Annotated in this window: 12 protein-coding genes; all 12 read left to right on the forward strand. The window is 42.4% G+C overall.

What is annotated here, in order from left to right; translation table 11 throughout:
* Positions 1–280 precede the first annotated feature (280 nt).
* From mraZ to J8M01_RS02235, 12 genes are read left to right on the forward strand one after another with little or no spacing between them, the layout of a single operon-like run.
* Positions 281–739: a division/cell wall cluster transcriptional repressor MraZ gene (gene mraZ, locus J8M01_RS02180; RefSeq protein WP_192508477.1), complete on the forward strand. Its 459-nt coding sequence runs from the start codon at positions 281–283 to the stop codon at positions 737–739.
* 23 nt (positions 740–762) lie between these two features.
* Entirely contained in the window at positions 763–1,698 is a 936-nt protein-coding gene (gene rsmH, locus J8M01_RS02185) for a 16S rRNA (cytosine(1402)-N(4))-methyltransferase RsmH (RefSeq protein ID WP_192508476.1), read from the forward strand.
* Positions 1,698–2,021 carry a cell division protein FtsL gene (gene ftsL, locus J8M01_RS02190; RefSeq protein ID WP_192508475.1) on the forward strand — a complete coding sequence of 108 codons (324 nt, stop codon included), beginning with the start codon at positions 1,698–1,700 and terminating at the stop codon, positions 2,019–2,021. The genes rsmH and ftsL overlap by 1 nt, the downstream gene beginning before the upstream one ends.
* On the forward strand, positions 2,018–3,832 hold the full coding sequence (locus J8M01_RS02195) for a penicillin-binding transpeptidase domain-containing protein (protein ID WP_192508474.1): 1,815 nt from the start codon (positions 2,018–2,020) through the stop codon (positions 3,830–3,832). The genes ftsL and J8M01_RS02195 overlap by 4 nt, the downstream gene beginning before the upstream one ends.
* Positions 3,825–5,288 (forward strand): UDP-N-acetylmuramoyl-L-alanyl-D-glutamate--2,6-diaminopimelate ligase, encoded by a 1,464-nt coding sequence (locus J8M01_RS02200; RefSeq protein WP_211057011.1) that lies wholly within the window; start codon positions 3,825–3,827, stop codon positions 5,286–5,288. The genes J8M01_RS02195 and J8M01_RS02200 overlap by 8 nt, the downstream gene beginning before the upstream one ends.
* Positions 5,285–6,676: a UDP-N-acetylmuramoyl-tripeptide--D-alanyl-D-alanine ligase gene (murF, locus tag J8M01_RS02205; RefSeq protein WP_211056847.1), complete on the forward strand. Its 1,392-nt coding sequence runs from the start codon at positions 5,285–5,287 to the stop codon at positions 6,674–6,676. Before J8M01_RS02200 ends, murF begins: the two co-directional genes overlap by 4 nt.
* A complete protein-coding gene (gene mraY / locus J8M01_RS02210) occupies positions 6,670–7,752 on the forward strand; it encodes a phospho-N-acetylmuramoyl-pentapeptide-transferase (protein ID WP_211056848.1) in 1,083 nt (360 codons plus the stop codon). Before murF ends, mraY begins: the two co-directional genes overlap by 7 nt.
* The gene (murD, locus tag J8M01_RS02215) at positions 7,753–9,078 is read left to right on the forward strand and encodes a UDP-N-acetylmuramoyl-L-alanine--D-glutamate ligase (RefSeq protein WP_211056849.1); all 1,326 of its coding nucleotides are present in this window, start codon (positions 7,753–7,755) and stop codon (positions 9,076–9,078) included.
* On the forward strand, positions 9,075–10,250 hold the full coding sequence (ftsW, locus tag J8M01_RS02220) for a cell division protein FtsW (RefSeq protein WP_211056850.1): 1,176 nt from the start codon (positions 9,075–9,077) through the stop codon (positions 10,248–10,250). Before murD ends, ftsW begins: the two co-directional genes overlap by 4 nt.
* Entirely contained in the window at positions 10,247–11,311 is a 1,065-nt protein-coding gene (gene murG, locus J8M01_RS02225; protein WP_211056851.1) for an undecaprenyldiphospho-muramoylpentapeptide beta-N-acetylglucosaminyltransferase, read from the forward strand. Before ftsW ends, murG begins: the two co-directional genes overlap by 4 nt.
* Before the next feature lie 16 nt (positions 11,312–11,327).
* Positions 11,328–12,782, forward strand: coding sequence for a UDP-N-acetylmuramate--L-alanine ligase (gene murC / locus J8M01_RS02230; protein WP_192508468.1), 1,455 nt, complete (start codon positions 11,328–11,330; stop codon positions 12,780–12,782).
* Positions 12,779–13,687 carry a D-alanine--D-alanine ligase gene (locus J8M01_RS02235; RefSeq protein ID WP_211056852.1) on the forward strand — a complete coding sequence of 303 codons (909 nt, stop codon included), beginning with the start codon at positions 12,779–12,781 and terminating at the stop codon, positions 13,685–13,687. Before murC ends, J8M01_RS02235 begins: the two co-directional genes overlap by 4 nt.
* Position 13,688: the final 1 nt, after the last annotated feature.

Below are 13,688 nucleotides of genomic sequence, written 5' to 3' on the forward strand. Positions count from 1 at the left end.
AGGTTTGCAACCACACCAAATTTATTATTTTCAAGGTTTTATTATTTTGTAATTTTTTTGTTATCTGAAAACAATTTCTTATGCTTCCCACTTTTTCCCACCGAATTCATACACTTTCAGCAAAGCCGCATTTTTTCTGGGTTTTTAGCGCTTTACCAAAGAGCCTTTTGCTTGACAAAAACAGCTGTCAAGCCCTAAACTAACCTATCGTGGTAAAAAGTGGTTTTTAGTGGATCAAATTGGATCTTAGAGCAAAATAAAGGTCCACGGTAGGGGCAAGATGTTTAAAGGTGCGAGTTCACTGAGTTTGGACGATAAAGGCAGATTTGCGGTACCTACGAAGTATCGGCAAATGCTTATGTCCGAAGAACAGGGTTCACTTATTTGCACTATTGCTATCAATGAGCCTTGTTTGTGGCTGTATCCAATGAGTGAGTGGTATGAAATAGAAGCTCGCTTACAAAAACTTTCCAATATGAATCCTAGAGCGAGACGTTTACAACGTATGCTGCTGGGCCACGCAACTGAATATCAATTAGACAAAAATGGTCGGGTTTTGCTAGCGCCTTCTTTGCGGACGCACGCAGGGTTGAATAAAAAGGTCATGCTGGTAGGGCTATTAAACAAGTTTGAGATTTGGGATGAAGAACGATGGCATCAACAGATGCAACTTGATACTGATATTGAACGCAGTGGAGAGTTTGAGTCTAACTCCGAATTTGATAATTTTTCGCTGTAAGAATAAAAAGGCAAAATTTGAGCATGACAGCACAATTTCAACATGTATCAGTGTTAATGCAAGAAACTCTTGATGCACTCGCAATCGATCCAAATGGTACTTACATAGATGGTACATTCGGTCGAGGCGGACATTCAGGCCAAATATTGGCACGTTTGGGGGAACAAGGGTGCCTGCAAGCAATAGACCAAGATCCACAAGCGATTGCGGCTGCAGAGAAGTTTGCTAACGACCCCCGATTTGCGATTGCTCATACTCGGTTTTCAAATATAAATGATGTGGCTGAAAAAGCTGATTTACTGGGCAAAGTGGATGGAATTTTATTAGATATTGGAGTCTCATCTCCCCAGTTAGATGATGCAGATCGAGGGTTTAGTTTTATGAAAGACGGGCCACTTGATATGAGAATGGATCCAACCTCGGGACGAAGCGCAGCACAGTGGTTAGCTGAAGCAGAACTTGAAGACATTACTTTTGTGATAAAAAAGTATGGTGAAGAGAAGTTTGGACGAAGAATTGCCCATAAAATTATTGAAACGCGTGATGAAACTCCAATTTTAACGACAAAGCAATTGGCAGACTTGGTGGATGAGGCGGTGCCGGTTAAAGATAAACATAAACATCCAGCTACGCGCACGTTCCAAGCTATCCGTATTTATATTAATAGTGAATTGGAAGAGATTCAAACGGCATTACAGGCGTCTCTTAATGTGCTCAAACCTGGCGGGAGACTGGTTGTGATTTCATTCCATTCACTAGAAGATCGTATCGTTAAACAATTTATTAAAAAGCAAAGTAAAGGAGAGGCTTTACCTAGAGGGTTACCTTTGACTGATGCTCAATTAAAACAAAATTTAACTTTAAAAGCGCTTGGTAAAGCAATTAAACCCAGTGCAGAAGAAATTAGTGAGAACCCAAGGTCTCGCAGTTCGGTACTAAGGGTGGCGCAAAAGCTGTAATGAGTAAAGTGGTAGATAGGCAGCCAAAACTTTTTTCTGAGATGCTTTTTAGCTTATTTTCGAACAAGCTAACTTTATTGCTGCTGCTATTAACTTTTGTATCGGCATTGGTTGTTGTGCAAGTAACACATTTTGCTAGGCAGCAATTAATAGATCAAGATGTTTTGTTGCAACAACGGGATGAGCTTGACCTACAATGGCGGTACTTGCTGGTTGAAGAAGAGTTTTATTCTCAACATGCTCGCATTGAAGAAATAGCTAAAACCCAGTTAAAAATGAAGCGGCCAACCAGTAAAGATGAACAAGTTGTGGTATTGCAATGATGAAGCCTAAAAATACATCCGTAAATTTGATAACTTGGCGCTTTGCGCTGGTGTGTGTTGTTTTGGTTTTGGTGTTTATTACTTTAATGGCAAGAGCGGCTTATTTACAAGTAATTGAACCAGATAAAGCGCGAGCTGAAAATGCCAAACGTACGGTACGTGTTGAAAAACTCACCGTGCAGCGAGGTATGATTTTTGATCGTAATGGCAAAGAGCTAGCAGTCAGTGTACCTGTTGTTAGCGTGTATGCGGATCCATTAGCGTTAGATAAATCGATCGCAAAGAAAGTACTTAGAGCAGCACGTAAAAAAGGTGAAGACCATAAAGCGTTAGCACTTGATGAAGCCACCTTATCATTCAGAAAGCAACAATGGTATGAACAAGATTTACGCTGGCGAGAGCTGGCTGATGTACTTCAGATTGCGAATGATAAAGTCGACACACGTTTACGTGACAATACCAGCCGGCGTTTTGTGTACTTAAAACGTCAAGTGACCCCCGCAGTTGCCAATTATATTCGCCAACTTAAATTACCAGGCATTCATTTACTTGATGAATCAAAGCGCTTTTACCCGAGTGGTGAAGTTACAGCCCATATTTTAGGCTTTACCAATATTGATGGTGTTGGGATTGAAGGTGTAGAAAAGCTGTTTGAAAATGCATTAACGGGCGCGGAAGGGCAGCGTACTATTCGTAAAGATGCGCAAGGCCGAGAAGTGCAAGTTTTATCAGAAGAGCAACGTGTAGAACCTGAAAGTATTGAGTTGAGTATTGATTTGCGAATTCAAGCAATTGCTTATAAAGCACTAAAGAGTGCTGTGCTTAGTTATAAGGCGACTTCAGGTTCAGCCATGGTTGTTGATGTAACAACGGGTGAAGTGCTTGCTATGGTTAATAGCCCAAGCTTTAATCCCAATGACATGCGAGATGCGGCTCCTTATAAGCGCAGAAACCGAGCAATAACCGATTTATTTGAGCCAGGTTCGACCTTAAAGCCATTGGCAATACTTGCGGGGCTCGATTATGGCGCGATAGCAATGGATGATACCGTAAATACATACCCAGGGTGGATGCGTTTAGGTGGCAGTCTTGTAAAAGATACGCGTAACCACGGTGAAATGTCATTAAGAGAGATCTTAAAAGTATCATCTAATATGGGGGTTGCAAAAATTAGTCAAATGTTACCTAAAGAATACTTAGTCGGATTATATCAAAAAGTAGGGTTTGGTCAGGATACGGGCACGTTGATGGTGGGCGAGAGTAGTGGACTGTTTTACCCAAATCGCCGTTGGTCTGATTTTGAAATTGCCACGTTAGCATACGGTTATGCGGTATCTGCAAGTACCGCACAAATTGCGCGTTTATACGCCACATTCGGTGCCGGAGGTGTTTCTCGCCCTTTAACCATATTGAAACAACAAAAGCCACAACAGGGGCAACGGGTATTTAAAGAAGAAGACGTAAAAGCCGTTGTTACAATGATGGAATCAGTATTTGAAAAAGGTGGCACGGCTGCCAATGTAACTGTTGATGGTTATCGAGCCGCGGGGAAAACAGGTACGTCTAAAAAAGCAGTCGCAGGTGGGTATGGTGATGAGTATGTTGGCTACTTCGCTGGTGTAGCGCCAGTCAGCGATCCTCGCTTGGCTGTTGTGGTGATGGTGAATGAGCCAGGAGATGACATTTATTACGGAGGCCAAACTTCAGGGCCTGCATTTGCTGAAATTATGTCGAACTCGCTACGTATTCTCAATGTCGCTCCAGATAAAGAGCGTGTGGCGTATGTGGCGGAGTTAAAAAATGATGCGTAATTTAACGACTGTGCTTAATAGTTTTTGTATTGAGGGGCCTCCAATTATGATTCGTGATTTGCGAATTGATAGCAGGGAGATCGATGCTGGCGATGCATTTATTGCGTTACGAGGCCATGAACAAAATGGTGAAGACTATATTGAAGCAGCACTACACCAAGGAGCGCATTGTGTTCTGGTTGATAGCAGTTGCGAAGTATTAAGGCATGATAAGCGGGTTGTTCGTATCACCGCACTCAAGGATAACATAGCTCAAATAGCCGCTGATTTTTACGATAAGCCCAGTGAACGCGTTAAATTAATTGGTGTAACTGGCACGAATGGAAAGTCTACGACGACCGCGATGATAGCCAGTTTAGCCCAAGGCTGCGATGTGAAATCGGCTGTTATTGGTACTTTGGGTTATGGGGACATTGAATGTTTAACTCCACTTGCTAACACAACTCCATCCCATATTGACTTACAACGGATTCTCGCCAAATTGAGTGAGAATAATAAGTTGGTTGCGATGGAGGTTTCTTCGCACGGATTGGCACAAAATAGGGTTGCTAGTAGCCATTTTGAAGTTGCTGTTTTTACCAATTTGTCTCGTGATCATTTAGATTATCATGGCTCGATGCAGGCGTATGCTGATGCGAAATTGACACTTTTTCAGCAATGCCAACCGAAAATATGTGTGATAAATGCGGATGATGCATTTGCTCAGCAGTGGTTGAAAGAACACGAATTCAAAAACTTAGTGGTGTTTGGAGAAAAGCCTAAATCACATATATTCTCTCATTATGTGTGGTTTGATGATGTTATTTACTCACAATTTGGTATACAAGCCACAATAACGTCCAGTTGGGGTTGTGGCGTTATAAAACTTCCGTTATTTGGGTTATTTAATTTATATAACCTCGTCGCGTCTTTGGCTGCACTGTTGGCTCAAGGTTATGACTTTGAAATGCTGCTTAATGCAGCATCTACATTACAGCCTGTACCTGGACGGATGGAAGCGGTGTTTACTGAAGGCAAACCGACATGTGTGGTGGATTATGCCCATACACCAGATGCTTTAGCCTTGTCATTACAAGCGTTACAACAGCATGTACCAGGTAATGTGGTCTGCGTGTTTGGATGTGGTGGAGACAGAGATCGGGGCAAACGCGCTTTAATGGCAAAAGCCGCAGAGCAATATGCTAATAAAGTCATTATTACCAGCGACAATCCGCGCAGTGAAAACCCCGAACAAATCATCGCAGATATTAAGGCTGGGCTCAGCCAACCTCAGTATGCTTATTGCCAGTCAGACCGTGCATTAGCCATACGTTATGCGATAGAGCAATCCGCAAGTAGTAGCGTGGTGTTAATTGCAGGTAAAGGTCACGAAGATTACCAAATTATAGGAAAACAACGTTTTCCGTTTTGTGATAGACAATGGGCTAAAACAATTTTAAAAGGGGAAAGTGCGTGATCAAAGTGGATTTCACTTGGCTTGCTAATGTACTAAATGCCTCTTTCGATGGGGAAAACCGAGCTGTCGGTAATATAAACACAGACACAAGAACTATAACGAACAATGATGTATTTTTGGCGCTAAGAGGCCCTAATTTTGATGGGCACAAATTTGTTCGTCAAGCACAAGAAAAAGGTGCGATTGCAGTAATTGTTGATACATTAACTGAATGTGATATTCCTCAGTTTGTGGTCCAAGATACACGCTTGGCGTTGGGGGAGTTAGGCAAGGCTGTTATGAGTCAGGTTGCCCCAAAAACTATCGCAATTACAGGTAGTGTTGGTAAAACGACGGTAAAGGAAATGTGCGCGGCAGTGTTATCACGACGTGGTAATGTGCTAGCAACAGCGGGCAATTTCAATAATGATATTGGCGTACCGCTAACACTGTTGAGACTTAATGAGGCGCACGAATATGCCGTTATTGAACTCGGTGCAAACCACATTGGTGAAATCGCTTATACCACAGCATTAACGCAGCCCGATGTGGCTGTAGTCTGTAATGTTGCACCAGCACACATTGAAGGGTTTGGCTCCATCGAAGGTGTTGGCCAAGCTAAAGGCGAAATTTATTCGGGATTAAAATCACATGGTGTTGCGATCATTAACTGTGACAGTGAGTTCGCATCGATGTGGCAAGACTCCATTGTGGGTAAAGAACAAGTTCGTTTTTCATTATCGGAACAGCTTGATATTTGGGTTGAAGACGTAGCGCTTGATAATATGGCCCATGCTAGCTTTTTGCTGTGTTCGCCAACTGACAGAGTGTCAGTAGCCTTACCATTACCAGGGGAGCATAATGTGATGAATGCAGTTATTTGTGCTGCATTGACTATGCAATTAGGAGCGAGCTTAAGCGATGTTGCTGAAGGTATTTCGCATATGAACGCACCAAAAGGGCGAGTTAACTTAATAAAAGTTCACGAGACATTAACCGTTATTGACGATACATATAATGCTAATGTGCGCTCAGTCAAAGCTGCTATTGATTTATTAACAAAAATGCCGGGGTATCACATTTTTGCTTTGGGAGATATGGGAGAGCTTGGTGAGCAATCCCGTGAATATCACGAAGAAGTAGGGGTGTATGCACAGCAAAAAGGTATAAATGAGTTATTGACTTTAGGGGTGTTAAGTCGTTATGCCAGCGATGTTTTTGAAGATAATGGCAAACATTTCTCAACCCGAGAGCATTTATTACAAGCGGTAAAGCATAGTCTTGCTACACGGCCAGAGCATTGCACCGTGGTAGTGAAAGGATCGCGCAGTTCTCGTATGGAATTATTGGTAGCAGAATTAGTCGACAGTGGCCGTAAAACAGGCACTGATGGAGCATCAGTATGTTAGTTTGGTTAGCTGAATATTTAACGCAGTACTACAGTGGTTTTAATGTTTTTTCTTATTTAACTTTACGCGCGATACTAGGGATTTTAACGGCGTTATTTATTTCGTTGTATTTTGGCCCTAAGTTAATTCGGGCATTACAACGGATGCAAATAGGGCAAACAGTTCGTGATGATGGACCTGAATCTCACTTATCTAAATCAGGTACTCCTACTATGGGCGGGTTGTTAATATTAGCCGCTATTTTTATTAGTACGTTAATGTGGGGAGATTTAGACAACAAATATGTGTGGGTGACGCTTTTTGTTGTGGGGAGTTTGGGGGTTGTTGGCTTTGTAGATGATTATCGTAAGGTGATCCGAAAAGACAGCAAAGGGCTGATAGCTCGATGGAAATACTTTTGGCAATCAGTGATAGCGATTAGTGTGGCAAGTTTTATGTATTTCACCTCAAACTCAGCTGCTGAAACCGTACTGGTAGTGCCATTTTTAAAAGATGTCATGCCTCAATTAGGCTTATTCTATTTAGTGATGAGTTACTTTGTTATTGTGGGAACATCGAACGCGGTTAATTTAACCGACGGTTTAGATGGGTTAGCTATTGTGCCGACAATATTAGTCGCAGCTGCGCTAGCCATCATTGCTTATGTAACTGGTAACGTTAATTTTTCAAATTACCTCCATATTCCTCATATACCATTGGCATCAGAACTTGTTGTAGTGTGTACCGCCATTGTTGGAGCCGGTTTGGGCTTTTTATGGTTTAACACCTACCCTGCACAGGTGTTTATGGGCGATGTTGGTTCATTGGCCTTAGGTGGTGCTCTTGGGATTATAGCCATTTTAGTTCGTCAAGAGTTAGTGTTGCTCATCATGGGCGGCGTATTTGTTATGGAGGCATTGTCGGTTATTTTACAAGTCGGCTCATATAAATTACGGGGACAGCGAATTTTTAGAATGGCACCAATTCATCATCATTACGAGCTTAAAGGTTGGCCTGAGCCTCGGGTGATTGTGCGGTTTTGGATTATCTCAATAATTTTAGTTTTAGCTGGCTTAGCAACTTTAAAGATTCGATAGATGCAATATTTAGACGAACTGAAAGATAAAAAAATAACAGTGCTTGGGCTCGGTGTTACTGGCCTGGGCATTGTGCGCTTTCTGTTGTCGCATCAAGTCACACCAAAAGTCGTTGATAGCCGTGCAGTTCCCCCTGGAGCTGATTGGTTAGCAGACAATGCACCTGAATGTGAAGCTGTATTTGGACCACTGGCAGAAGCAGGTTTATCTTATGCAGACATGGTGATAATTAGCCCAGGTATAGCTTTGTATGAAAACAGTGTCGCGCATGCGATTGCTGCTGGTGTCGAAGTTATTGGTGATATTGAACTATTTGCTCGATTGAATAACACCCCTGTTGTCGCTGTGACTGGTTCAAATGGTAAGTCTACGGTTGTTAGTCTAGCGACTGAGGTATTTAAAGCTGCTGGCTTACACGTTGGCTTAGGTGGTAATATTGGTACATCGGTTTTGGCTCTATTAGATACAACATATGATGTGGTTGTATTGGAGCTATCTAGCTTTCAACTGGAAACCACGGCTAGTTTAGAGTGTCGTTCGGCCATGATACTCAATGTGACTGAAGACCATATGGATAGGTACCCAAACTTTGCTGGGTATTGTGCGGCTAAACAGCGAATTTATAAGCATGTTGAGCATGTGGTATTCAATGCGGACGATGCTCTTACACTTTCAAATGACCATAAAGGCACCAGCGTTTCAATAGACGGTGGGGACTATAGTATTGCAACGGTTAATGGGGTCGCGCAATTTTCTGCTCACGGTAAAACCCTGTTACCTGTTAACACATTAAATATGTTAGGTCGACATAATCAATTTAATGCACTTGCTGTATTGGCATTATTGGCACCGTTTAATTTATCAATGAACGCTTTTGCATCTGCTTTTAGTACATTTAAAGGGTTAGAACACCGCTGCCAGCTAGTGACGGAGTATAACGGTGTTCGCTATTTTAATGATTCAAAAGCAACTAATGTGGGCGCAACAGTCGCAGCTCTTGAAAGTTTGCATAATGAGCAAGGAAAGATTTTATTGATCCTAGGTGGAGATGCCAAAGGCGCCGACCTGCAACCTCTTATGGCACCGTTACAGAAGTACTGCAAAGCGATCTTTTGTTTTGGTAAAGATGGTGCGCAGTTTTTGAGGTTACATGAACAGGCGAACCTGGTCAGTGGTTTAGATGAAGCGGTTCATAAAGCGTCATCTATTGCAAGTGATGGCGATAGCATATTGCTGGCGCCAGCGTGTGCCAGTATTGATATGTATCCAAATTATATGGTGCGTGGCGAAGCATTTTGTAAACTCGTGATGGAGCTTGACGTATGAGCAGACTGTCACAACTCAAATTAGCTTTAACACCGCGTCAATCAGATGCTTTGTTTGATGTACCGTTGTTTTATAGCATGTTATGTCTCATAGGTGTGGGCTTTGTTATGGTAACGAGTGCATCAATGCCAGTAGCAGAGCGGCTTTTCAATAATCCTTACCATATTAGTATTCGACATGGCGTGTTTTTGGGAATAGGACTCTTTCTATTCTGGGCTACAACTAGTGCACCAATGACGTGGTGGAAGCGTTGTAATCCATACTTATTATTACTTGGGTTGGGCTTATTGGTACTCGTCTTATTAGTAGGCCGGGAAGTGAATGGTTCTAAACGCTGGATCCCAGTTGGACCTGTTGGAGTACAAGCTGCTGAATTAGCTAAGCTCTTTTTTTTCAGTTATATAGCAGGTTACTTAGTCCGAAAAAAAGAAGAAGTACAAGAGAACTTAAAAGGGTTTGCAAAGCCAATAGCTGTTTTTGCTGTATATGCTTTTTTAATTTTAATGCAGCCAGACTTAGGTACCGTGGTCGTGATGTTTGTGACGACAGTTGGTTTACTTTTTTTAGCTGGCGCAAAATTATGGCAGTTTTTTGCATTGATATTAACCGGTGTTTTTTTAGTTGTTTTATTGATCATTTTTGAGCCTTATCGTATGGCAAGAGTCGTGGGGTTTTTAGAGCCATGGGATGATCCATTTGGCAAAGGCTACCAACTTGTTCAATCTTTAATGGCGTACGGGCAAGGTGGCTGGTTTGGTCAAGGGTTAGGAAATAGCGTACAAAAGTTACAATATTTACCTGAAGCACATAACGATTTCATTTTTGCGGTGATAGCAGAAGAGTTAGGGTTTATCGGCGTTGTTAGTATTATCCTACTGTTGGGTTGTCTTGTGTTTAGGGCCTTATTGATTGGTCAGAAAGCCTTAAAGCATAACAAAGAATATGAAGGCTATTTTGCGCTAGCTATTGGGATTTGGTTTGCATTTCAAACCATGGTTAATATCGGAGCGAGTGCCGGTATTTTGCCAACAAAGGGGTTAACGTTACCATTTGTATCTTATGGAGGCTCTAGCTTGCTAGTGATGGTGGTTGCTGCCGGTGTTTTGCAACGAGTGGACTTTGAAACGAAAATGTCGACTAAGCAAGCGACGTCCAGAGGAAATAAACGATGAGTAAACGCTTATTGGTGGTTGCTGGTGGCACAGGAGGTCATATATTCCCTGGTATTGCTGTTGCAAATGAACTCAAATCCCAAGGTTGGGAAGTCTCTTGGATAGGAACGGCGGATCGTATGGAATCTGAGGTAGTACCTAAACATGGGATTGACATTGATTTTATTCGTGTTCAAGGTTTGCGTGGCAATGGAGTTAAACGATTAATTAAAGCCCCATTTTTGGTGATAAAAGCAGTTCTTGATGCACGTAAGGTAATAAAAGCTCGCCGACCAGATGTGGTACTCGCGATGGGAGGATATGTAACGGGTCCTGTTGGTATTGCTGCTAGGTCTTTAGCTGTGCCATTGGTAATTCATGAGCAAAATGCAGTTGCAGGGTTAAGTAACCGACTATTAGCAAAAATTGCTGATGTTGTGCTGAGTGCCTTTCCAAGTGCGTTTAAAACAGCGCAGAGTAAGGTGGTAGGAAACCCAGTTAGGGCCTCAGTTTCGCAGTTACAACCAAAGCAAGCGGTGCAACAGATTAACTGTTTAGTTATGGGGGGCTCATTAGGTGCGAAAGTCTTAAACGATACTTTGCCTGATGTTTTTGCGAAGTTACAAACAAAAACTGAGCTGCCTTTATTGGTTAAACATCAAAGCGGGAAAGGTGAAAGTAGTACATTGCAGTATCGTTATGATAATGCGGGTGTTACGGCTGAAGCCGTCGATTTTATTGATGATATAGATAAGGCTTATGAGTGGGCTGACATTGTAATCTGCCGTTCTGGTGCGTTAACGGTGAGTGAGGTTGCTGCCGCGGGCAAGATGGCGCTGTTTATTCCTTACCCGCATGCGGTTGATGACCATCAAACTGCTAATGCAAACTATTTAGTTAAAGGTGAAGCTGCGCTGATTATGCCGCAGTCTCAATTTGAATCTGCAGCGATTATCAAGATGTTGTTACCATTTATTTTACAGCCTCATTTGATTACCGAAGTAGCTAAAAAAGCTAAAAATCTAGCTGAATTAGATGCTACGCGTTCAGTAGCCCAAGAGTGTGTGCAATTAAGTCGTTAGTTTATGAAGTGATAACATGATTAAAGAGTGTGTAGTGAAAGAATCAAGTAAACGCCGAGCTATGAGAAGAATTAACACCATTCATTTTATTGGAATTGGTGGTGCCGGTATGGGTGGAATAGCCGAAGTGCTTGCTTTTGAAGGTTATCGAATTACCGGCTCAGACATTGCTAATAACGCGATGACCGAGCGCTTAATTAAAGCTGGGGCCGAAGTTTTTATTGGCCATCATCAAAGTAATGTCAAGGATGCAGATGTTGTGGTTGTATCAACAGCAATTGATGTAACAAACCCAGAGATCGTGGCGGCTCAAGCGGCACGAATCCCTGTAGTTCGTAGAGCGGAAATGCTTGCTGAATTGATGCGCTTTCGCCATGGTATTGCCGTGGCTGGTACGCACGGAAAAACAACTACGACTAGTTTAATTGCCAGTATTTTTGCACAAGCTCAATTAGATCCCACATTTGTTATTGGTGGCTTGTTAAATAGTGCAGGAACTAATGCCAAACTAGGTAATAGTGATGTGCTCATTGCAGAAGCAGATGAAAGTGATGCGTCTTTTTTACATTTACAACCTATGGTATCGGTGATCACGAACGTTGAAGCTGATCATATGGATACATATGGCGGTGATTTTGAGAAGTTAAAAGATACCTATGTTGAGTTTATTCATAATTTGCCCTTTCATGGTTTAGCGGTCGTTTGCATTGATTCAGAGGTCGCTTATGAACTTATCCCGCGATTTGCTCGCCCAACAATTACATACGGTGAGTCTGAAATTGCTGATTACAAAATGGTGAATTTTACTCAAACTGTGAATAGTTGTGAGTTTACAGTAATGACGAAGCAAGGTGAGTGCATTGATGTCGTGCTAAATATGCCCGGCAAGCATAATGCACTAAACGCCACTGCGGCAATAGCTGTGGCAAAAGATCATGATATTGACAACGCGTTTATTTTGAAGGCATTAGCAGATTTTGAAGGTATAGGCCGACGTTTTCAGCATTATGGAGAATATGAGAATGAGCGCGGTAAAGTGATGCTAGTGGACGATTATGGACATCACCCATCGGAAGTTCAGGTTACAATTCAGGCTGCAAGAGCTGGGTGGAGTGATAAACGCTTGATCATGATATATCAGCCGCATAGGTTTTCCCGTACCAGAGATTTATATGAAGACTTTGTACGAGTACTTGCTGACGTTGACCAGCTGATCTTATTGGACGTTTATAGCGCAGGAGAGAGTCCTATTGTCGGCGCTGATAGTAAAAGTTTATGTCGAAGTTTACGTCAAAGGGGCGTAGAGCCTATTCATGTATCGGACCATAATGAACTGGCGGGTGTGCTGTCAGAAACTTTGGCTGATAATGACCTAGTTATTACTCAAGGTGCGGGTAATATTGGACAAATTGTTAAAAAGCTAGCGGCTACAAAGATGTCGATTAACATTTTAAAACAAGGTGATGCATGAAGCAGTTTGGTAAAGTAGCAGTTTTGCTGGGGGGAAGTTCAGCAGAGCGCGAAGTATCATTAATGTCAGGAAAAGCCGTTTTAAACGGATTGTTAGCTGCCGGAGTGGATGCAGTTGCCTTTGATCCAGCACAACGTAATATTTTAGAGCTGAAAGCACTGAAAATAGATAGGGTATTCATTGCACTTCACGGCCGGGGTGGTGAAGATGGTACAATTCAGGGGGCATTGGAGTTTATGTCTTTGCCGTATACTGGCAGTGGTGTGTTAGGCAGTGCGTTAGCGATGGATAAAGTGCGGAGTAAACACTTATTCAAAACAGCTCAGTTAAGTACGGCTGCATATACAGTAGTGAATGCTTCAGAAGGGTTTGATGCAAACGCGATTATGGCTGATTTTGGCAAAGTTATGGTTAAACCAAGTCATGAAGGATCAAGCATAGGAATGGCGCAAGCTAATACAGCACAGGAGCTGACGCAAGCTTTAACAGCCGCATTTGACTATGATGACGAAGTATTAGTCGAGCAATGGATCACTGGTCGGGAGTTTACCGTTGCGATGCTCGGGAATGACGCGTTACCCGTTATTGAAATGAAAACACCGCGTGGTTTCTATGATTACGAAGCTAAATATCAGGTAAATAGCACCGAGTATTATTGTCCTGCGAATATGAGTGATGCTCACAGAGCGCAGCTCCAAGTTATGGCGAAGCATGCATTTAAATTAGTCGGGGCTTCAGGCTGGGGACGAGTGGATGCTATGCAAGATGAAAATGGTCAGTTTTACTTATTGGAGGTCAATACGGTCCCCGGAATGACGGAAAAATCATTGGTTCCTATGGCTGCGAAAGCACAAGGTGTGAGTTTTGAGCAATTAGTTGTTCGCATTTTGGAGCAAACGCTTTAAT

Source organism: Pseudoalteromonas sp. MMG005 (assembly GCF_018101015.1).
Classification (GTDB): Bacteria; Pseudomonadota; Gammaproteobacteria; order Enterobacterales; family Alteromonadaceae; genus Pseudoalteromonas; species Pseudoalteromonas aurantia.